This is a genomic window from Mesorhizobium sp. WSM4822, assembly GCF_055811155.1.
In genome coordinates, this window is record NZ_JBVVQM010000004.1 from 166,342 (window position 1) to 187,889 (window position 21,548).

The following is a 21,548-nucleotide window of genomic DNA, read 5'->3' on the forward strand; positions in this document are numbered from 1 at the left end:
AATAACGCCGCATGTTCCGCGATCTCAACCGCAAAATTGCTTCATGTCCGAAGACCGTGTGTGGCTCGGGGCGTTTCGCCAGCTTCATAATACTGCCCGTCGTCGACCGGAAAATATCTTGCAGATATTGGCGTCCAACGCCCGAGACAGGCTGGAGTTCCGCGCAATAAGCAGGCGAATTCAGTTCAATTGAGCGGCAGAGACCTGAGATCCCTAAACATCAGGCGGCGGCAGACCGCTCATGCGGCTCGATCTTGCCGCTTCGGTTCCTGTCGGCACCAAGAGCGCGAATTCTCCCGGTTTTCGGGAAGGTCGTTGCCCGGGAAAGCGGGTTTCACTTCCATCTTTCAAAAGTAAGCTCCAGCCATGAACCGGAGCTTGATGATGACAGAGGCGGAAACCAGAATGTTTAACACGCTTGATGTGCCAGCCGGTCCGGTGCGCTGGCCCGGGATTCCGGCCGACCTGCCAAGGTATGGCGCGTGTGGCCGCACCTGCGCATCATGCCCGATGCGAAGCCCGCACTGCTCCTCGAACGCCCTTGATGCCGAAGCTTCGGCGCAACTTTCCCGGTGAGCAGGCGATGGGCGGCGCCGGAAAATGCGCCGCCCATCGGAAGGGTTGCCCGCGATCAGGCCGCGAGCCAGGCCCGGGTGAAGTCCTGCTCATAGGCCTGATGCATCTGGTAACCCATCAAGGCAGGTTTCATATGGCAGAACAGCTTTCGCCAGTAGGGCTGAACGATGATGCCGGAATCCTGCAGCATGACCTGCAGTTCCTTCATCACCGCACGGCGCTGCTCCGGATCGGCGATGGCGTTGGCCTTGTGGACCTTGGCATCGAAGTCGGGATCGGCGAACCCTGTCTCGTTCCATGCCGAACCGGTCTGGTAGGCAAGCGCATAGGTCTGGATGCCGAGGGGTCGGGCGTTCCAATTGGTGGTCGCGAAGGGATACTTCGTCCAGTCGTTCCAGAATGCCGATTCCGGGATGACAGTGCGTTTCACCTTGAAGCCCGCGTCGCGCATCTGCTGGGCGACGGCATCGGAGCTTTCCTTGCGGTAATCGGCTTCGACCGAGATCAGATCAAATTCGAAATCGAGCTGGCCGGCTTCCTCGAGCAATGCCCTGGCCCGGACCGGATCACGTTTGATCGGCGGCAAGTCGGCGTGTTCGGGATGCATCGGTCCGACATGATCGTTCTGCGCGACGATACCCATGCCGTCGGCGCCCAGTTGCAGCACCGCTTCGTTGTCGACCGCAAGCTGTATGGCGTTGCGCACGCGCTTGTCGTCATGGGGTTTGGCGTTGACGTTGCAGCGCGAGACCAGGGTGGCGGCAGTGACGATCTCGCTTTTCTTCAGGCCCAGCCTGTCGAGCATGGCGACGTCATAGGACTGCGTCTGCCCATTCAGGTCGATCTCACCGGATTCGAATGCGGAGACGGTGGCGGCCGAGTCGGTGCCGTAGTCGGTCCAGTCGATGCCGTCGAGGAACACCTCGCCGCCCCACCACGACCCGTCCGGCCGCTTGCGCACCGAGGCAGCAACGCCGACATCGAGTCTTTTAAGTTCGAACGGGCCCGTGCAAACGGGGTTGGCCGACAGTGGCGCCGCCTTCGGATTGAATGTGTGGTGGACGATCAATGCCGGATAGTCGGTCATCGCTGGGATGATGGTGATGTCGGGCTGAGACAGTTTCAGGACCACGGTGTGGCCGTCGCGAACCTCGATGGCACCAGTGCGCGCCACCTTGGTGTCGGGATCGATCAGCGCGGTCATGCGCCCGGCCATCGAGTTGCCGGCGGCATCCTTCTCGCACCAGCGCGTGATGTTGAAGGCAACATCCGTGGCGATGAAATCGTCGCCGTTCGACCATTTCACCCCCGGGCGCACCTTGAGCACATATTCCGTCGCGTCCGCATTGATCTCCCAGCTCTGCAGCAGCACCGGCTCGAAGGTGAAATCCGGCTTCCAGCGCACCAGCGGTTCGAGAAACTGCATGGCGATGTTGCCCATCTGCGAAACCTTGAACTTGCGCGGGTCTTCCAGCTCCATCACCTGCATGGCAACACGCACCACGCCGCCCTTCCTGGGTTGGACGGCTTCCTCGGCTCGCGCCGGGACCGGCTGACCGATGAGCCCGTAGGCAATCGCCGTGCTGGCGCCGAAGGCGCTGGCCAGCGCCAGGAACTCGCGGCGGCCAAGCGCGCCGCTCTTCGCGCCTTTCGCAAATGTGCCGATCGCGGGATGAAGAGGTCTGGATGTCATATCGGTTCTCCCATTGTTGATTTTACGCCCAAATTCGGTGGAATGCCCTTGCCGCGTCGTTGCTGGGCGCTGTTTTCTACAGGACGCAGCCGATGGCGGCGGGGCCGCGACGGCGAGGGGAAGGCAAGATGAATCTTCTGACGGCGATGCGGGTGTTCGATCGGGTTTGCCTGCTGGGCAGCCTGTCGGCGGCGGCGCGCGATCTCAACATGTCGACGACGGCCGTCAGCCGTACCATCAAGGAACTGGAAGACGACCTTGGCGTCCGGCTCATCAATCGCACCACAAGGCGTCTCAGCCTCACCGAGGCGGGCCGCGACTATGCTCCGCGTGCGCGCAGCCTGCTCGACGACATATCCGAACTGCAGGATTCGACGCGCGGCCTGCACAAGGAGACGCGCGGCCTGATCCGGGTTTCCTGCTCCAATGTTCTGGGCCACACGCGCATAACCAAGCTGGTGCCGAAATTCCTCGAAGAAAACCCGCTCACCACGATCGAGTTCGACCTCACCGCGCGTTATGTCGTCGGCATTGTCGAGGAAGGCTATGATGTGGCCATCCGCTTCGGCGGTCAGGCGGATTCCGCCCTGATTGCGCGCCGGCTTGGTGAAGTCCGCAACTATGTCTGCGCCACGCCCGATTATTGGGATGCAAACGGCCGTCCGGTCCACCCGGATGAGCTGGCAAGCCATTCCTGCGTGCTGAGCAATTTCGCCAAGCGCCTTGGCACGTGGCCATTCATCGGACCCGACGGCCCTTTCGATGCGGCTATCGGCGGGCGCATCTCGACCAACAGCGTCGAGGCCGCCTACCAGATGACTACCGCCGGTTTCGGCATCGGCAACCTGCCCAGCCTGCTGGTCGACGCTGCGATCAGGGGCGGCCGGCTGGAAGTGCAACTGGATGAGTTTCGCCCCGGCTCCAGCCCGATCTACGCGCTCTATCCGCACCGCACCTATATTGCGGCCAAGGTGCGCGCGTTCGTCGATTTCCTGATCCGCGAACTGTCGGCCGACTTCACCGCCTGAAATGCTGCCCGATTGTCCATGGCCAACGCCGCCAGGGGCCTGGCGCGAACGCCAGGCCCCCTCTGCCCCCGTCGCCCGACGCGGCAGCGTCATTTCCACCAGGCGGTGGTGTCGTACATCGGTCCAGGCTCCTCGAAGAGCTTTTCGTATTTGCACAGTGCCGGCGTCTTGCCGAGCGGCACCGAGACACCGTCCCTGAACGCCCATTCGCCACGTTGCGTCGTATCGGCCCGCACATAGCTGGACAGCGCAAAGGCCCGGTCGTGCCGCGATTTGTTGGGCGAGGAGCCGTGCACGGTAAGCAGCCCCCATAAAGCAAGGTCGCCCGGCTCCAGCACCAGCGGAACGATGGTCGCCGGGTCGATGCCGACTTTGCGCAACTCTTCTTCGGCGGTCAGGCCCTTCATCAGCTCGCCGGTTCCCTCGTCCGACAGGCCGAGATAGCCGAGCTTGTGGCTGCCGGGCACGACCTGAAGGCAGCCATTGTCCAGCGTCGCCCGATCGACCGCGAGGCCTGTTGTCACGGTGGCGTCGGCGACATTGTCGAAGGCCGCCTGGTTACGGAAGCGCAGATCCTGGTGGAAGCGATAACCCGTGACATTGGCGCCGGGCGGCTTCCAGTGCAGCTGTTGGGCGATCTGCCTTATGTCACGGCCGATCAGGCTCTCGAGCAGCTTCAGATAGTCGGGATTGCGGCGGAATTCTTCGAAATAGGAATTGATCCAGGAAAACCAGTAAGCCTGCAGCACATAGCGTTGGCCAAAGTCCGATTCAGGCAGGATCTGGAAATTCAGGTTGCCGTGCCGGAAGGTGGCGTGATGCTTGAGGCCTTCGGCATAGACCGCATCGGTTTCCTTCTTCAGCCGGATCATCTCGTCGCCGTCGACGAATTGTCGAACGACCGCGTATCCTTCCTCGCGGTACTGCTCCACCGCCTCGCGTGCCTGCCTGTCCGTCAGCATGTCCGTGACAACCCCTGTCTGTGATCCGTGTCGATCGTAACGAAGGGGTTGCCGGCGATAAGCCATCGATTTTGGCATCGACTTTCCCGATTATCGGGAAATTGAGCGGGGCGTCAAAGGTGCATTGGTCGCAATCGGCTGGTCAGATATGTGCTGCGCCGGCAGGCCCTAAAAATAGGTCCGCGGCGCGACAAGGTTCTTCTGCTGGCGAACATAAAAACAATAGAAGCCGAACGCTGCGGCAAACCACATGAAGGCCTCGCCCATGGCCAGCCGGTTGTTGGAATTGGTGAGGATGGTTAGGGCGAAGAAGACCAGTGTGGAGATGTAGCAGGACCATGCGGCCGGAGCGACGAGCTTGGCTCGCATGGCCAGCAGAACCTGCCTGGCCGACCAGGTGTAGAGAAAGGCAAAGAACGCCAGTCCGACCACCCCATAACGCACGGCAATCTCCAGATAACCATTGTGGAAGACATTGAAGATCATGGGATGATAGGTTCTGTTCTGCCATTCGGTCAGCCAGCTGGAACTGGCTCCGAAGATCGGGTGGCGCTTCCAGATATTGATCGCATCCGCCCACAGCATCAGCCTCTCCTTGGCTGCAAGCGGAACCGCGTCGCTCGCGATGGCGCGGTCGAAGGCGGGGAGGACCCCATGCCTGAACACATCCGGAACCAAGGTTTTGACGAATGCCATGGTATCGTCGGCGGTGGACGAGAAGATGTTGTGTGCCGCGACAATGCCGGCCGCCACGATCACCAGCACGCCACCCGAAACCAACAGTTCGCGGCGATGGCCTCTCGCCAGGGTCATGACCGCCAACAAGAGCAGAGCGAGCGCAAGCGCAAGCCACACTCCCTTTGAGCGCATCTCGATGATATTGACGAGGGCAAGCAGCAGGACGGCTGTCGACAGGGCCCAATGCAGGTTCTTGGTTGCTTTTCCGAGGTCCGTTCTCTGCGCCGAGTAGGCCATGAATTGCAGCGTGCAGAGGAAGATGAAACCGGCCGCCACCGACGCGTGGATGGGATTGTTGAAAAGCCACGGGGCAGGTTGGACGCCTTGAAACATGTCCGAATAGAAGGTGTCCGCCGCTAGGAAGACGAGACTGAGGATCATGAACCAGAGCACGAGCCGTGCGGGCTGCCTGACAAACAGCAGAAACGCGAAGCCGGTCGTCGCGTAGAACAGCGGAAACATGTAAATGCCTTCGGCGCCACCCAACTGGTGGGTGCCGAAATAGACGATCGCCAGTCGGATGAAGACGTAGAGCGACCAGCCCAGACACAGAAAGCCGACCCAACCGATCAGCGGTTTGCTGTAGGTCCACAAATCCACTCTGAACCAGCGGATGACCGCGACCAGGGCCAGCGCCAGGCCCGCATAGCGGTAGGTGTCGGCCTCGCGCCACACCGCGGAGACCAAAGCGAGAATGGCGAGTGCCGCAAGCAACAGAAGCAAGGTGTGGCGCGGCGCGTTGTCCTTGGCATCATCCAGGGCATTTCGCGGCAGAGGGGGCGGCAGCAGGACGTGATGCAGGCGGCGCAGTTCGTCGCTGGCCCGTAACACCCCGGCACGTAGCCGGCTCGGCCCGCCCAGCCTTGCGGATTTGTAGCTTCCCGAGGGACCGGCTATGCCCGAGATCCCACTGCTGGCGGCGAAGCCAAGCACGTTTTGGCGGACCGAATAGACTTTCAGGCCAGTATCCCAAAAGCGCTCGAGCGCGACGTCCCATGGCATTTTCATTACGGCGAGCGCCGACAACAGACCCTGCGCGCCCTCTCGCGTCACCAGATAGGCGGCGGCCGAGCCTTGCGGGCCATGCAGCGCACGACCGATCTCATCGCCTTCCGCCGTCTCGACCGCGCGCATGAAGAAGCTCATGCGATGGTTGGTCAGCTTGATGACATCGAAATCCGGCACCGCCGCGATGATGGCCTCGATGCGCCGCATGGTGCTTTCGCTGAAGAGGACGTCGTCCTCGACAATCAGGCCATGGGCGCTGCCACCGGCCAGGAACGTTTCCAGCGCCCGGATATGGCTGCGGTAACAGGCATATTCGCCCGAAAGGATGTCGCGCCCGCTCAGCTTGCGCGCGGCTGGAAGATCGATCTCCGTCCAGTCTTTTTCAGCAAGCGCCCGACCGTCGACGGCGGCAATGCGCTGCAAGGTCAGTCCCGCCGCTTCGGCGCTGGCGAGCAATTCGCTCCAGCGCTGGGTCTCGCGATCGAGGTTGATGGCGAAGATAGGGAGGTTCATTGAAGTTCCATGTTGAGCCGCCACCCACCTGGTCGACCTATGTATGGAAAGAAGGAGATGTTCAAGGCGACACTTTACAGATCATGTGCAAGACCCGAATTTGCCGCGATGCCTCTTGCTCATCTGCGCTTACGACACCGTCGAATCATGAGCTGATCGGCTTCATGGAAGATCGCAAAGGTACTCTCGGGTCCCATGTGCCCAAAAGGGAATAGAACGGCATGGCCGGGCAGCTTCTTTAGACCTCGGATAGGTTTTGTCGGTATTTATCGGAAAAAAGGAGCCGAAGTCATGACTGACATCTGGCACTCACTCCTCGCCAACCTTGCCCTGGTCTCCATCCTCGTGGTCGCCTGGGACCTTGTGGCGGATTTCACCGGGCGTCTCTCGCGGCGGATGCAGTCGCTGCTTCTCGGCGTGGTCATGTGCGTGGGCGCGATCATTTCCATGGCGACGGCCCTGTCCGTCTCCGGCTTCGTCGTCGATCTGCGCGCCGCCTTCATTGCTGCTGCCGCGTTCTTTGGCGGATGGCCGGCAATGCTCATCGCCACGTTCGGCTCCATTGTTTATCGCATCCATCTCGGCGGACAGGGTGCGGGTGCTGGTGTCATGGGTATCCTCATCACCGCAATCGTCGGCATTGCGTGGCACCACATCGTCGCGGCCCGATCGCGCACCATGTACGACATATTCGGTCTTGGCGTAACGGTCGCTCTCGCCGGGCTGATCACGCTCCTGGTCATCCCGGCGCAAGCCGTCACCGGCCTTGTGCAGCAGAGCACGTTCCCGTCCCTCGTGTTCCGCTTTCTCAGCACAATCATCATCGGCGTCCTGCTCGACCGGCAGCAGCGCAGGCGGGAGCTCTTGATGTCCAACATGACCTACCGGGCCATGGTTCGCGAACTGCCGGATTGCCTGAACATAAAAGATGTCGACGGCCGCTTCATCGCCGCCAACCCCGCCACCGCCGAAATGGTTCGCGCCGCTTCGGTCGACGATCTGATCGGCAAGACGGATTTCGATTTCTACCCCAGGGAGGTGGCCGAACGCTTCCGGCAGGATGAGATGGGCGCGCTGGAGGCCGGGCAGACGTTGCGGATCGACCAGCCCGCGCTTTTCCCGGATGGCCGGCAAGGTTGGCTCTACACGCTCAAGGCCCCTTTCCGCGACGAGGCCGGGAAGATCGTCGGCGTCATCACCTACAATCGCGACATCACCGAGCAGAAGCGCACCGCGCAGCTCAAGAATGATTTCATTTCCACGGTCAGCCACGAATTGCGCACCCCGCTGACCTCCATCCGCGGCTCGCTTGGGCTGATTGCGGCCGGTGTGGCCGGCGAACTGCCGCCCAAGGCCGCCAATCTCGTCAACATCGCGCACACCAATAGCGAAAGGCTGGTTCTTCTCATCAACGACATTCTGGATATGGAGAAGATCGAATCGGGCGTGATCACCTTCAAGATCAAGCAGATGCCTGTCCGTCAGGTCCTGGAGCAGGCCATTGCCGCCAGCTCCAACTACATGGCTGACAGCCGGATCAGGATCGTTCTGATCGACGATGCGCCGCGCGCCGAGGCCAACATCGATCCGGATCGCCTGCATCAGGTGATGGCGAACCTCCTGTCGAATGCGATCAAGTTCTCGCATGCCGACGGTACTGTCACAGTGAAATTCCAGCGTCATGACCACGACATGCTGCGGATTTCCGTGATGGACCAGGGCGCTGGCATCCCGGAGGCTTTCCGCAGCCGTATATTCGGAAAGTTCGAGCAGGCCGACGCCTCCAGCACCCGTAAGATAGGCGGCACCGGCCTAGGCTTGAGCATCGTCAAGGCCATTACCGAAAAACTGGGCGGAGCCGTTTCCTTCGAAACCGAGGAAGGCAAGGGAACCTCGTTCCACGTGGACCTTGCAGAAGTACGCAGGCACCACCCAAGGCCGTATCCGCCACCGCACCTGACGCGGAAGCCCGATGGGCGCCTACGGGTTCTGATCTGTGAAGACGAGACCGACGTCGCCGCAGTGATTGCGGCACTCTTGGATGCGGAAGGCTTTTCCAGCGACGTCGCACCCGATATCGCCACCGCAAAGGCGCTTCTGCGGTCCCGCGAATACGTGGCCTTGACCCTCGACATCAAGCTGGCGGGGGAATCCGGCATCAAACTCTTCCACGACATTAGGGCATCGCCGGTGAATTCCGACATTTCGGTCATCGTCATCTCCGCCGTTGCCGATGAGGCCAGGCGCTCGCTCAACGGCAGCGCCGTCGGTATCGTCGACTGGCTGGAGAAGCCGGTGGATTCAAAGCGGCTTCACGCCGCCCTTGCCAAGATCCTTGCTGGCAGGACCGAGCAGAGGCCGAAGATTCTCCATGTCGAGGACGATGAGGGCGTGCTTGCGGTGATGTCGGAGGGGCTGGGTTCGGGTGTCTCGATTACTTCGGCGAAGACGCTCAAGGACGCCCGGGAGGCGATCGCGCAGCATCTCTTCGACCTGGTTATCCTGGATATTGCACTCCCCGATGGCTCGGGGTTGGACCTGCTGGTCGATCTGCCGCTCGAGACCGGGGTCATCGTGTTTTCGGCGGCGGAGCTCGACCAGAAACTCGGTGATCGGGTTCAGGCCATCATGACCAAGACCAGGGCGTCGGAAATCGATGTGGCAAAGCTGGTCAGGAGCATGTTGGTTTCGCCCCGCACTCAACCTGCCGCGCACGCCGAGGAGTGACGCTCATGCCCGCAAGGATTCTCTATGTGGATGACGAGGACGATATCCGCGAAATCGCCCAGATGTCGCTGGAGCTCGAGCCGGAATTCGAGGTGCGGTCCTGCCCGTCCGGCATGCAGGCGCTGGTCGATGCCGCCGAATGGCGGCCCGATCTCATTCTGCTCGACGTAATGATGCCGGACATGGATGGGCCGGAGACGCTGAGGCGCTTGGCCCAGTCTGGGCCGACGGCTTCGATACCCGTGGTGTTCATCACCGCGCGCACCCAGACGCATGAAGTCGAACGCTATCTGGCGATGGGGGCGGTAGGGGTGATCGCCAAGCCGTTCGACCCGCTTGCGCTTGCCGGTGAAGTCAAAAGATTGCTTCTATCGCGCGCCTGAGCCGACGTTTGGCGTGGGCACCGAGCGCAGTCTGGCTGCAGACTGTGCGACGCCGTTCACGGCTCCTATACCATGTCGCCTTATTCATCTACTGATTGTGCCGAGGTGCAGGCGTAGCGAATCAGGTTGTCTATAATCGCGCGGCATCGGCGGAGCTCGGCGAGAGATTGAGAAGAATGTGTCTGTCTGCATGAACCGCGTTGGCGGATGTCGGTTCATGGATCAATCACTCCGGGGGGCAAGCGGCAAAACGAGGCGCGAACCGGAGCAAGGCTGATGAACGGAGCGAAGGCAAGAGTTCTGATTTGCGATGACGATCCCCTCTTGCTCGAACTGATGGAATTCAGGCTCAGGGCAAAGGGATACGAGGTCATCAAGGCCATAGACGGGGCGGAAGCGCTCTTGAAGGCGGAGCATGAGGCGCCGGACATCATCGTGCTCGATGCGATGATGCCCAAGGCCGACGGCCTGGAGGTTCTTGCCCGGATCAAGAGCGACCCGGCTTTGTCGGAAATCCCGGTTGTCATGCTGACCGCCCGCAAGGGCGAAAGGGACATCGTCTCGGCCCTTGAGAAGGGGGCCGACGACTACCTTGTGAAACCCTTCATTCCCGAGGAGCTCCTGGCCCGGCTTGCGCGCCTGCTGGCGCGCAAGAGCGGGAAACGCTGATGTGGCGTGGCCGTCGCGCCGTCCTTGCGGCATGCGTTTTCCTGGCGGTTGAATCGGCGCCTGCCGCCGCGCTGGCCCAGGCGGTCGACGAACTGTACGCTTCCGGCGTCAAGGCCAGGCAAGCTCAGCATTTCGACGAGGCGGCGGAGCTGTTGCGGCGTGCGCTGGCGATCAAGCCCGACAGTGCCGACGCCTTGGTGCAACTTGGCTTCGCCGAGCTTGGCCGCAACAATCTGCCGGCGGCGCGTGAAGCCTTTTCCAGGGCGCTTGCGCTTGCGCCGACCTATCTGGATGCCAGCTTCGGCATCGCTCAGGTCGAGTTCCGCTCCGGCAATCTGGACGCCGCTCTGCAACTGGCAGAAGAGGTGTCGCGTGCCGAGCGGGGCAATGCCGACGCGGCGACGCTTGTCGCCAACATCCGCAAGGCCCAGCAGGCCGACAGCAGCAAGCAGAAGCCTGCGACCGCGAGGAAGAAGCTGCGCCCGCCGCGGCCGGATCCTGTCGCCGGCCTGATGGAGAAGGGCCAGAGATTGCGGGCGGCGGGACAATTGCCCGAGGCGGAGAACGCCTATCGCCGCGCGCTCGGGCTGGCGCCTAAAAACACCGACATCCTGGTCGCCATGGGTCTCGTGGCGGGCTCCCAACAGAAATTCGACGAGGCCGGGCATTTCTTCGACCAGGCGCTGGCCATCAAGCCCGGCCTTCTCGACGCCCGCCTCGGCAAGGTCCGGCTGGCGATCTGGCAGGGCGACGTGCCGCGCGCCCGCGCGATGATCGATGATGTGCTTGGCACCGCGCCAGGCAACGCCGAGGCGATCGCCCTCGACGCACGGATTTCTTTGCTCGAGCGGGATTACACGCGGGCCGAGCAGTCGTTTCAGCGGGTGCTGGCGATTGATCCGCGCAATGCCGAAGCGCTGGTGGGAATCGGCGATGTGCGCCGCGCCCGTGGCGACGACGACGCCGCGCGCGATGCCTACCGGCAGGCGCTTGCCCTCGAACCCGGCTCGCGCGACATCGAGCAGAGACTAGCTGCGTCACCGCCGCGCAAATGGCGGCTCGATATCGGTAGCGAAGTGAGCGACCTCACCGATGGACTTGGTGATTGGACAGACAGTTCGACCGGCCTTGCCTATCGGCCCACCCCGCAAACGACCATTTCGGGCCGCACCCGGATGGCGACTCGCTACGGTCGCACCGATGTTCAGATCGACGGCCGCATCGACCAGGCCTTTTCTCCCACGGTTTCGGCCTATGTGCTGGCAGCGGCGACGCCGGATGCCGACTTCCTGGCACGATATTCGGTCGGGGCCGGCGCTTCGTGGCGGATCATGGCGCCCGCGAAAGCGCTCGGTCCGTTCTCGCTCAACATCGATGCTCGCTATGACAATTTCGCCACCGCCGAGGTCACCACAATCTCGCCTTGGGTGCAGGTCTATGTCCTGGACGGCCGGCTGGGGCTTTCGGCACGTTGGGTCCACGCAGCCGACGACATCGGCACGCGCGCCGATGGTTATGTCCTGCGAGCCGATGTTGCAGTTGTCCCGAGCGTCAATGTGTTTGGTGGTTATGGGGATGCACCCGAGATCTCCGACGGCACGCTGGTGCCGACGCGTACCATCTTTGCCGGCATCTCCTGGGACGTCACCGATCCGCTGACGCTGCGCGGGAGCCTCGCCCATGAGCAGCGCCCGACATTCGACCGAACCACATTCGGGCTCGGCCTAACCGCGCGGTTCTGATCATGTTGTACATCTGGCACCTATCCATCCTGCTCAGTGCCCTTTCCCTGGCGATCATGCTTCTGCTGATCGTGCGTCGGGTATTGCAGGAGCGCCGGGGGACGGCGGGCGCCGATCAGCGGCGCCTTCTTCTGACGGCGCTGATCGCCTTCACCGAAAATCGGGATCGCGAGGCATTGAAGACGGCGCTGCTTGCGGTACCGGCGAGGGTGGCGATCGATGCCGGCTTCGAGTTTATTTCGCTGTTGCGCGGCGAGGAGCACGACGAGCTCCTTTCAGCCTTCAATGAATGTGGCCTGCCGACCCTTGTCGGCACCCAGCTTGAAAAAGGCAACGGCGCCGAACGCATCCACGCGGCCGAGATGCTGGCGGCGCTGCGTTCGGAAAACGCGGTGGCAAACCTGCTTTCGGCGCTCGATCGTGACCGCTCGCGCGAAGTCAGGATCGCCGTCGCCATCGCGCTGTGTGATATTGGCGCCTTGCCGCCGCTGGTCGTAACGCTGCGCAAGATCGGCGTGGCGGGGCAGCGCTCGCGACGCCTGATCGAGCTTTTCAGGCGCTTTCCGCCAAAGCGGTTCGACGAGCTCAGGGATTACGCCGGACGTCAGGACGCGGTGCCTTTCATCAGGGCGGCCGCAATCGATGCGCTTGCCCGCAACGGCGGGTTCCGGTTTGGTGAGTTCTTTGCCCGCGCGGCCGGCGATCCGTCGCCGGAGGTTACCGCAGCCGCATTGCGGGCACTCGGCCTGACCGGACATGCCAATGCGCCGGCCATCCTGATCAAGGCGATGGAAAATGGCGGCTGGGATGTACGCGCCGACGCTGCCGACGCGGCGGGCCGCCTCGGCCTGTCTGAACTCGCCGCGCCCCTCGCGCAGCTTATGGACGACGAGGCATGGACTGTGCGCTACGCCGCTGCCAACGCGCTCCGCTCGTTCGGCCAGAAGGGAGAGCAGGTGCTGCGCGAGATCGCCGCCAGCGACGTCTCGCGCAGGCAGCGCACGGCCTCGCTGATCCTTGCCGAGGGGCCAGCCACCTGATGTTCGACTGGAGCCAAGAGATCGTTCTGGGGGCCTCCATCCTGTCCTGGTTCATCATCGGGGCGGGGCTGGCGCAGACGGCGGTCTACCTGCTGCAGCTCATCATCGCCGCCTACGCCCTGTCCAAGCGCCCGCCGGTCGCGCGTTCGGCTCTGCTGTGGCACCGCTATGGCGACGTAGCGCCGCCGATCGCGCTGCTGGTGCCCGCCTACAATGAGGAAGTGAACGTGGTCGAGAGCGTGCACTCGATGCTGGCGCTCGAATATCCGAATTTCGAAGTCATCGTCATCAACGACGGCTCGAAGGATCAGACTCTGCAGCGCCTTATCGAAGGCTTCAAGCTGGTGAAATTCCACCGGCCTTATGAGGAGGCCCTGACGCACAAGCCGATCCGCGGCCTCTATTCCTCGCCGATGACCGAACGGCTGTTCGTGGTCGACAAGGAAAATGGCGGCAAGGCCGATGCCCAGAATGCCGGCATCAATGTCTGCCGCGCGCCGCTCTTTTGTGTGATCGACGGCGACTCCATCCTCGAGCCCGATGCACTGATGCGCGCGGCCCAGCCCTTCATCGACGATCCCGAGCGCACCATCGCCGTCGGCGGCACGATCCGCATCGCCAACGGATCGAGGATCGAAGCGGGCAGGGTGCGCGAGATCCGCCTACCCAGCCGGTTGCTGGCACTGTTCCAAGTGGTCGAATATCTGCGGGCCTTCCTTATGGCACGGCTGGCCTGGAGCCGCATCAACACGTTGATGCTGGTGTCCGGCGCCTTCGGCGTGTTCCGCCGCGCCGAAGTGGTGGCGGTTGGCGGCTTCACCAAGGGATCGATGGGCGAGGACATGGACCTTGTGATCAAGCTGCATCGCCACATGATGGACACCAAACGCAAATACCGCATCCAGTTCATTCCGGAGCCGGTGTGCTGGACAGAAGCACCCGAGTCACTGCGCGTTCTGGCCAGGCAACGCACGCGCTGGCAGCGCGGTGCGCTCGAGTGCTTCTTCCGCTACCGCTCCATGCTCTTCAACCCCCGCTATGGGCGGGTCGGCTTCCTCGGATTTGGTCACATACTGATTGTCGATGTGCTTGGGCCCATATCGGAGGTGCTGGGCTATGTGCTGATCCCGGCCTTTTGGCTACTCGGCATCCTCTCGACCGAATATCTCTTGGCATTCACGTCGCTGGTTTTCACCTACGGCGTTTGCGTGAGCGTGTGTTCGCTGGTTCTCGAAGAAGCCGAGCTTCAGCGTTTTCCGCGCGCGCGGGACCTTGCCGTACTCACGGCCGTGGCGGTGATCGAGAATTTCGGCTACCGCCAGCTCAACAATTTCTGGCGCGTGAAGGGCTGGTGGCAGTATCTGCGCGCCGACCAGAGCTGGGGCGAGATGACCAGGACCGGCCTGACTGGACCGAAGAAGTGAGCCTCTTCGGCTGACGTCACTTCAGCGTCCGCTCGATCTCCGCAATAAGCGCATCGAGCGCAGTATGTGCGACATCCGACCGCTCGATCAGCAACGTCTCAAGCTCGGACGCTCGCACGCTGATATCCGGAAAGCCGAACGTTCCGGCCCCCCCTGCGAGCGAGTGAGCGATCCCGATCAGCGTATCGCCGGAACTGCTGCCGGGCACAGCCCTCCTCTCACGGGCGGCCTTCAACTCCACGAGCCGATCCGCACACCGGGCAAGGAAACGTTGCTGCAAGGAAGCGAAGGGATCGTTTGAGATAGGCCGATGCTCCGTTGCGGGACGTCGAGGGTCATTCAAGCAGAAAGCGGCGCGGGTTGGAATGGACTGCTTGGTCGAGCACGCCCCCCTGTCGGAGGAGAACGGCACCAGGCTGGTCTGCAACGACACTGGCATGCCTGGGCTGTGGACAAGCGCGCTGCCATCACCAGAAAAAAAGTAATTGGCTGGGGCGCCAGGATTCGAACCTGGGAATGTCGGTACCAAAAACCGATGCCTTACCACTTGGCGACGCCCCAATTGCCGTCAGAGTCGCTTGTGCGGCGCGTTATTAGCAGAGCAGCCAAAAAGCACAATCCTTATGAGTGACGGTTGGAACGCTCGAATTGGGCAGGCAACGCAGCGCTGGCAAATGATATGCAGCGGGCTATTCGGACCACACCGCCATCTCGTTTCCGGCTGGATCGACGAAGTGGAAGCGCCGGCCGCCGGGGAACGGGAAGATCGGTTTGACGATCGTGCCGCCGGCGCTTTCGACAGCGTCGAGGGTTTGCTCCAGATCCCTGCTGTAGAGCACGGGCAGCGGCTTTGATGGCGCTTCCGCGGCATCTGCCTGGAAGCCTCCGTCCAGGCCTTCGGCAAAGGCCGAATAGGTCGGCCCATAATCGGTGAACGACCAGGCAAAGGCGGTACTGTAGAAAGCCTTCAGCCGGTCCAGCGTTCCACCGGTCGCGGGCATTTCCAGATAGTCGAGTTTTCCCGGCAGTTTCATGGCGCACCTGTTTGTTCACTGTATGTTCTACACCAGAATTCCTGACTTGGCAAGTCTTTTTGCCGCATGCTGGAGCACGGCTTTGCTTAATCGATTGTAGTGGCCAGGTGGCTTTGCCGATGTCTTGCCTTTCGCACTGCAGCATCATATCGCTCCAAGGACGGACCGGCGGAACTTTCCGTTTCGCCAATCTTTCCAGTCTCCTGCAACCGGAGAGCGATGCATGAGCAAATGGGTTTTCACCTTTGGCGATGGTGCGGCGGAAGGCCGTGCCAGCGACAGGAATCTCCTGGGTGGCAAGGGCGCCAACCTGGCCGAGATGTGCAGCCTGGGGCTGCCGGTGCCGCCGGGCTTCACCATCACCACGGAGGTCTGCAACGCCTACTACGCCAACGGCCGTATTTATCCGGCCGGGTTGGAAGCCGATGTCGCGGTCGCGCTCGATCACATCGGCCGGCTGACCGGCCGTCGGTTCGGCGACCCGTCGAAACTGCTGCTGGTGTCGGTGCGTTCGGGCGCTCGCGCCTCGATGCCCGGCATGATGGACACCGTGCTCAATCTAGGCCTGAACGACGAGACGGTCGAGGCGCTGGCCGCCGATTCCGGCGACGCGCGCTTTGCCTATGACAGCTACCGCCGCTTCATCCAGATGTATTCCGATGTCGTCATGGGCCTCGACCATGAGGTGTTCGAGGAAATCCTGGAGGATCAGAAAGGCGGGCTCGGGCACGAGCTCGACACCGAACTCACGGCGCTCGAATGGCAAGGCGTCATCGCGCTGTACAAGGCCAAGATCGAGGAAGAGCTCGGCAGGCCTTTTCCGCAGGATCCGCATGAGCAGCTCTGGGGCGCGATATCAGCCGTGTTCTCGAGCTGGATGAACAACCGCGCCATCACCTATCGCCGGCTGCACGACATTCCCGAAAGCTGGGGCACTGCGGTCAACGTCCAGGCCATGGTGTTCGGCAATATGGGCGAAACCTCGGCCACCGGCGTTGCCTTCACGCGCAACCCTTCGACCGGCGAAAAGATGCTCTATGGCGAGTTCCTGGTGAACGCGCAGGGCGAGGACGTCGTCGCCGGCATCCGCACGCCGCAGAACATCACCGAAGCGGCACGTATCGCAGCTGGCTCGGACAGGCCGTCGCTGCAGAAGCTGATGCCTGACGCGTTCCAGTCCTTTGTCACCATCTCCGACAGTCTGGAGAAGCACTACCGCGACATGCAGGATCTCGAATTCACCATCGAGCGCGGCAAATTGTGGATGCTGCAGACCCGCTCCGGCAAGCGCACCGCCAAGGCGGCGCTGAAAATCGCCGTCGAGATGGCGCAGGACAGGCTGATCACGAAAGAGGAAGCCGTCGCCCGTATCGACCCGGCCTCGCTCGACCAGTTGCTGCATCCGACCATCGACCCCAAGGCCGCGCGCGATGTCATCGGCATCGGACTGCCGGCGTCGCCCGGTGCCGCCACCGGCGAGATCGTCTTTTCCTCCGGCGACGCCGAGGAATTGAAGACGCAGGGCCGCAAGGCGATCCTGGTGCGCATCGAAACCAGCCCCGAAGACATCCACGGCATGCATGCGGCGGAAGGCATCCTGACCACGCGCGGCGGCATGACCAGCCACGCCGCGGTGGTGGCACGCGGCATGGGCAAGCCTTGCGTCTCCGGGGCCGGCTCGCTGCGTGTCGACTACAAGGCCGGCACGCTGATGGCGATGGGCTCGACCTTCCGCAAGGGCGACATCGTCACCATTGACGGCGGCAATGGCCAGGTGCTGAAGGGCGCCGTGCCGATGCTGCAGCCCGAACTTTCCGGCGATTTCGCCGCCATCATGGAGTGGGCGGACGCGGTCCGCCGCATGAAAGTGCGCACCAATGCCGAAACGCCGCTCGACGCGCGCATGGCGCGCTCCTTCGGCGCCGAAGGCATCGGCCTCTGCCGCACCGAGCACATGTTCTTCGATGGCGACCGCATCGTCGCCATGCGCGAGATGATCCTGGCAGACACCGAAAAGGACCGGCGCGCCGCACTTGCCAAGCTTCTGCCCATGCAGCGCTCGGACTTCCTGGAACTGTTCGAGATCATGGCCGGCCTGCCGGTGACGATCCGCCTGCTCGATCCGCCGTTGCACGAATTCCTGCCGAAGACCGAGGAGGAGGTGGCCGAGGTCGCCGCCGCCATGAAGGTGTCGCCGGACAAGCTCAGGCAGCGCACCGAGGCACTGCACGAGTTCAACCCGATGCTCGGCCATCGTGGCTGCCGCCTGGCTGTCTCCTATCCCGAGATCGCCGAGATGCAGGCGCGGGCCATTTTCGAGGCGGCCGTGGAGGCCGGCAGGAAGGCCGGCGCGCTGGTGGTCCCCGAGATCATGGTGCCGCTCGTCGGCCTGGTGAAGGAACTCGATTACGTCAAGGCGCGCATCGATGCGGTTGCCAAGAGCGTCATGGACGAAACCGGCGTCAAGATCGATTACCTCACGGGAACCATGATTGAGCTCCCCCGCGCCGCGATCCGTGCCCATGTCATTGCAGAGTCGGCCGAATTCTTCTCCTTCGGCACCAACGACCTGACCCAGACGACCTTCGGCATCTCGCGCGACGATGCGGCCTCGTTCCTGGAAACCTACCGCCAGAAGGGCATTATCGATCAGGACCCGTTCGTCTCGCTCGACATCGACGGCGTCGGCGAACTGGTGCGCATGGCCGCGCAAAAGGGCAGGGCGACGCGGCCAGACATCAAGCTCGGCATCTGCGGCGAACATGGCGGCGATCCGGCCTCGATCCGCTTTTGCGAAGAGGTCGGCCTCGACTACGTGTCCTGTTCGCCCTATCGCGTACCGATCGCCAGGCTGGCGGCCGCGCAGGCTGCGGTGCTGGTTGCGAAGGCAGGCCGCCGATAGGATCCATCCAGCTTACCGTTTTGTAAGGCAATTCACGCGAACGTGCTGGCGGCGTCGCGCAATCTCGACATTGTTCCTGCCCAATTTGCGGCTATCCGCAAATTGCTCCCGGAAACAGATGCTGCAGATTTCTCCCGCGCCGTTCCACTCGATCCTGGTCGTCCAAACCAAGTTCATAGGCGATCTCGTCCTCGCCTCGGCGCTCGCCAAGAACCTGCGGCTCGCATTCCCCGGCGCCAGCATCGTCTTTCTGTGCGAGGCTCGCTTCGAGAGCTTCGTGATCGCCCATGATATAGCTTCCGAGGTGGTCACATTCAGGCGCGACCGCATGCGCGGCACGTCCTTGGAGCGCGGGAAAGAGCTTTACGCCATGGTGCGGGCGTTGCGCCGCTTCCGTTTCGACCTGACCATCGACCTGACCGACTCGAAGACGTCGCGCATCGTCACCGGGCTCGTCAACGCCAAGACCCGTGTCGGTTACAGTCCTTCCGAAAGACCCTTGCGTATGCTGGAGCGGCAACCCGCCAACGTTTTTGCCAAGCCCTACGGCTTTGATGGTCAGCATTTCCTGTACCGCTACCTCTCGCCGCTCGAAGCGCTCGGCATCGAACTTCGCACGGTGATTCCAAACCTTCAGCCGCTGCCAATGGAAACGGCTAAAGCATTGGCGCTGCTGGGTAAGCGCCATCTGCGGCCAAACGCATTCATCGCCGTGCATGCGGGTGCAAGCTTCGAGGGCCGACGTTGGCAGCCGGAGCGGTTTGCAGCGGCGATCGTCGAGATTGCCGGCGAGACCGGCCTGGACGTAGTCCTGGTGGGCGGCCCGGACGAGCGCGAGATCGCCGAACGTATCGTCGCCAGGACCGCGCCGTCGGTCGTCAATCTCGTCGGTGACCTGTCGCTTGAAAGCCTGCTGGCGGTGCTGAAACAGGCCCGGCTGTTTCTCGGCAATGAGAGCGGCCCGATGCACATGGCCGCAGCCACCGGAACCCCGGTTGTCGGATTGTTCGGTCTGACGGAGCCGTCGCGCTGGGGTCCCGTCGGCGTGCCCAGCATCTCGCTCCAGCCGCCGATGCCTTGCGCCTGCATGGCCGAAAACCTCTGCCGCGCGCCGGATCCCAGCAAGGCATGCTGCGTCTGGGGCCTGGAGGTCAAGCCTGTGGTCGATGCCGTGCGCGAGGTTCTTTCGCGCACCGAAATGAAACTGGAACACGCCATCTGAGATCATGCGCCGCATGCACGACCGCTCTCGACGCGGTGGAATGACCTGTCGCCCACAGGAACGGTCACATTGTCGCGGAGCGCTTTTCTGCTATGCGCCATCCCGATTTCCGCCTTCATGCGGGTCGTTGGGATGCCTGCTTGAAATGACGGGTCCGGGAATCGGTTTGATGCGCCTGCTGCAAAAAAATCTCTGCATGATCGCCCTGTCGTGGGCGATGGCATCCGCCAGCCATGCCGCGCCCCTCGTCGAGCCGACGCTGCACATCAAGTCGCAGGCGAGCGGAGCCGGCCGTGTGGCGCTTACGCTCGACGCGTGCGGTGGGCAGACCGACAACCGGATCCTTTCGGCGCTGGTGGACAACAAGATCCCCGCCACCATTTTCGTGACCGGCATCTGGCTGAAGCGAAACGCCGCCGCCGTCGAGATCATGCGGGCGCATCCCGATCTGTTCGAGCTGGAAAACCATGGCGGCCACCACATCCCGGCGGTCGACACGCCGCGGAAAATCTACGGCATCCGCAGCGCCGGCAGCCCGGATGCGGTGCTGGCCGAGGTCGAATCGGGAGCTGCCGCTCTTACCGGGACCGGCGAGCCGGCGCCGAAATGGTTTCGTGGCGCAACCGCGGAATACAGCCCGTCGGCAATCGCCATGATCCGCAAGCTTGGCTTCAAGGTCGCGGGGTTCTCGATAAACGGCGACGGCGGCTCTTTGCTTGGCGCCAAGGAGACCGCCCGGCGCATCGCGGCGGCCAAGGATGGCGACGTCATCATCTCGCACATCAACCAGCCGACCCATGCGGCCGGCGAAGGCGTGGTGCAGGGGCTGCTGGCGCTCAAGGCCAAGGGCTTGACCTTTGTGCGGCTCGACGATGCCGAGGGCATCGGCAATAACGGTACGACGGAGTGAGTGGCCAGCCGAGCATATCTCGATGCCTTCGGCGTTGGCTCAGTCCGGTTTGGCTTCGATCGTGACCTTGCTGGCGTAGAATGCGCCGTGGTTGCGGATTTCAGCCATCTCGTCGAAAGGCCGCTCGTAGGCCCACATGGCGTTCTGGCCGGTCTCGCCGGCAGGCAGCACGCTCCAATAGCTTGCATCGCCCTTGTAGGGGCAATGGGTCGAGTGGTCGTTGCGGCCGAGCTTGCCGAAATCGATGTCGGCGAACGGAATGTAGAAGGCCGCCGGATAGGGGGCCTCGGTCAGCACCTTGGCCTCCGTTGTTGAAGCGATGACCACGTCTCCGACACGCACGGTAACGGTGCCGGCATAGGGCTCGACAGTGATGATTTTGTCCGGGTTGCGTTGGAAACCGGGTGCGGGGTTGGCGGTCTGATCCATGCGGGGGGCTCTCCTTGCGTCGACTTTAAGTGTGTCGCGCAAGCGCATTGCGCAAGCCGCTATCGCCATCCAACACGCAAAACTTGCCTAGCCGACGCCGATGGATCGCCCCTTGGAATCCTCGGGATACTTGTCGTCAGCGGTCAGGCAGCGGCCTTGAACACGTCCATGAGACCGGCATAGGCGGCAGCGATCCCGGCGACCGGGTTGCTGCTTCTCGAGACGGTCTCGACCTTCAGGGAACCGCCGCCGGTAGGCAAGGTGAGCAGCAGGAACTGGCGGTTTCCGCCATCGCCGACTGACGCGGCCGCGACGTGCTGGTCCTCGCCCTGATTCTGGACGCACATCTTGAACAGCAGCGTGCCGCCGACCGCTTCCAGCGCGCCGCCGACAACTTCGACAAATTCATCTTCGGAAACAGTCTTCGTGTCCGGCACCAGATCGGCCAGACTTTCGGCAAGCGTACTCTCGAGAGCCTTGTCGTCGAGCTGCGCGTCCATGCGAACCTCTTTCAGTCGCCAATCGCCCCCTTTGCCCGTTAACGAAAC

At 62.6% G+C, this 21,548-nt stretch carries 17 protein-coding genes and 1 tRNA gene; 10 read left to right on the forward strand and 8 right to left on the reverse strand.

What is annotated here, in order from left to right; translation table 11 throughout:
- Positions 1–631: 631 nt before the first annotated feature.
- Positions 632–2,269 (reverse strand): ABC transporter substrate-binding protein, encoded by a 1,638-nt coding sequence (locus AC0L3E_RS11545; protein ID WP_473604808.1) that lies wholly within the window; start codon positions 2,267–2,269, stop codon positions 632–634.
- A gap of 128 nt (positions 2,270–2,397) precedes the next feature.
- Between AC0L3E_RS11545 and AC0L3E_RS11550 the strand changes: the two genes are divergently transcribed.
- Positions 2,398–3,297: a LysR family transcriptional regulator gene (locus tag AC0L3E_RS11550; RefSeq protein WP_473604809.1), complete on the forward strand. Its 900-nt coding sequence runs from the start codon at positions 2,398–2,400 to the stop codon at positions 3,295–3,297.
- Positions 3,298–3,386: 89 nt separating this feature from the next.
- On the opposite strand, the gene AC0L3E_RS11555 is transcribed toward AC0L3E_RS11550, so the two are convergent.
- Together AC0L3E_RS11555 and AC0L3E_RS11560 are read right to left on the reverse strand one after the other, a co-directional pair.
- Positions 3,387–4,259 (reverse strand): phytanoyl-CoA dioxygenase family protein, encoded by an 873-nt coding sequence (locus AC0L3E_RS11555; protein ID WP_245463686.1) that lies wholly within the window; start codon positions 4,257–4,259, stop codon positions 3,387–3,389.
- 168 nt (positions 4,260–4,427) lie between these two features.
- Positions 4,428–6,518, reverse strand: coding sequence for an O-antigen ligase family protein (locus tag AC0L3E_RS11560; protein ID WP_473604810.1), 2,091 nt, complete (start codon positions 6,516–6,518; stop codon positions 4,428–4,430).
- Between the two features lie 291 nt (positions 6,519–6,809).
- Between AC0L3E_RS11560 and AC0L3E_RS11565 the strand changes: the two genes are divergently transcribed.
- The 6 genes from AC0L3E_RS11565 to AC0L3E_RS11590 all read left to right on the forward strand — a co-directional run bounded on the left by AC0L3E_RS11565 (position 6,810) and on the right by AC0L3E_RS11590 (position 14,503).
- Positions 6,810–9,245: a hybrid sensor histidine kinase/response regulator gene (locus AC0L3E_RS11565; RefSeq protein ID WP_256745770.1), complete on the forward strand. Its 2,436-nt coding sequence runs from the start codon at positions 6,810–6,812 to the stop codon at positions 9,243–9,245.
- A 5-nt stretch (positions 9,246–9,250) separates the two neighbouring features.
- Entirely contained in the window at positions 9,251–9,628 is a 378-nt protein-coding gene (locus tag AC0L3E_RS11570) for a response regulator (protein ID WP_127270165.1), read from the forward strand.
- A gap of 276 nt (positions 9,629–9,904) precedes the next feature.
- Positions 9,905–10,297 carry a response regulator transcription factor gene (locus AC0L3E_RS11575; RefSeq protein WP_127270163.1) on the forward strand — a complete coding sequence of 131 codons (393 nt, stop codon included), beginning with the start codon at positions 9,905–9,907 and terminating at the stop codon, positions 10,295–10,297.
- Positions 10,297–12,039, forward strand: a complete 1,743-nt coding sequence (locus AC0L3E_RS11580) for a YaiO family outer membrane beta-barrel protein (protein ID WP_473604811.1) — start codon at positions 10,297–10,299, stop codon at positions 12,037–12,039. The genes AC0L3E_RS11575 and AC0L3E_RS11580 overlap by 1 nt, the downstream gene beginning before the upstream one ends.
- A 2-nt stretch (positions 12,040–12,041) precedes the next feature.
- The gene (locus tag AC0L3E_RS11585; protein WP_127327112.1) at positions 12,042–13,079 is read left to right on the forward strand and encodes a HEAT repeat domain-containing protein; all 1,038 of its coding nucleotides are present in this window, start codon (positions 12,042–12,044) and stop codon (positions 13,077–13,079) included.
- Positions 13,079–14,503: a glycosyltransferase family 2 protein gene (locus AC0L3E_RS11590; RefSeq protein WP_473604812.1), complete on the forward strand. Its 1,425-nt coding sequence runs from the start codon at positions 13,079–13,081 to the stop codon at positions 14,501–14,503. Before AC0L3E_RS11585 ends, AC0L3E_RS11590 begins: the two co-directional genes overlap by 1 nt.
- 16 nt (positions 14,504–14,519) lie before the next feature.
- Here AC0L3E_RS11590 and AC0L3E_RS11595 read toward each other — a convergent pair whose 3' ends face one another.
- The 3 genes from AC0L3E_RS11595 to AC0L3E_RS11605 form a co-directional block, all read right to left on the reverse strand.
- Positions 14,520–14,942 carry an Hpt domain-containing protein gene (locus tag AC0L3E_RS11595; protein WP_127327114.1) on the reverse strand — a complete coding sequence of 141 codons (423 nt, stop codon included), beginning with the start codon at positions 14,940–14,942 and terminating at the stop codon, positions 14,520–14,522.
- A gap of 47 nt (positions 14,943–14,989) precedes the next feature.
- A tRNA-Gln gene (locus AC0L3E_RS11600) sits at positions 14,990–15,064 on the reverse strand.
- Positions 15,065–15,192: 128 nt separating this feature from the next.
- The gene (locus AC0L3E_RS11605) at positions 15,193–15,537 is read right to left on the reverse strand and encodes a VOC family protein (protein ID WP_127290804.1); all 345 of its coding nucleotides are present in this window, start codon (positions 15,535–15,537) and stop codon (positions 15,193–15,195) included.
- A 223-nt stretch (positions 15,538–15,760) separates the two neighbouring features.
- Here AC0L3E_RS11605 and ppdK point away from each other — a divergent pair, with 223 nt between their 5' ends.
- The 3 genes from ppdK to AC0L3E_RS11620 all read left to right on the forward strand — a co-directional run bounded on the left by ppdK (position 15,761) and on the right by AC0L3E_RS11620 (position 20,571).
- Positions 15,761–18,439: a pyruvate, phosphate dikinase gene (gene ppdK / locus AC0L3E_RS11610; protein WP_473604813.1), complete on the forward strand. Its 2,679-nt coding sequence runs from the start codon at positions 15,761–15,763 to the stop codon at positions 18,437–18,439.
- Positions 18,440–18,557: 118 nt separating this feature from the next.
- Positions 18,558–19,661 carry a glycosyltransferase family 9 protein gene (locus tag AC0L3E_RS11615; RefSeq protein WP_128308533.1) on the forward strand — a complete coding sequence of 368 codons (1,104 nt, stop codon included), beginning with the start codon at positions 18,558–18,560 and terminating at the stop codon, positions 19,659–19,661.
- Between the two features lie 169 nt (positions 19,662–19,830).
- The gene (locus AC0L3E_RS11620) at positions 19,831–20,571 is read left to right on the forward strand and encodes a polysaccharide deacetylase family protein (protein ID WP_127327117.1); all 741 of its coding nucleotides are present in this window, start codon (positions 19,831–19,833) and stop codon (positions 20,569–20,571) included.
- Positions 20,572–20,610: 39 nt separating this feature from the next.
- Here AC0L3E_RS11620 and AC0L3E_RS11625 read toward each other — a convergent pair whose 3' ends face one another.
- Entirely contained in the window at positions 20,611–21,000 is a 390-nt protein-coding gene (locus AC0L3E_RS11625) for a DUF427 domain-containing protein (RefSeq protein WP_128308532.1), read from the reverse strand.
- A gap of 143 nt (positions 21,001–21,143) precedes the next feature.
- On the reverse strand, positions 21,144–21,500 hold the full coding sequence (locus AC0L3E_RS11630; protein WP_013532740.1) for a hypothetical protein: 357 nt from the start codon (positions 21,498–21,500) through the stop codon (positions 21,144–21,146).
- Positions 21,501–21,548: the final 48 nt, after the last annotated feature.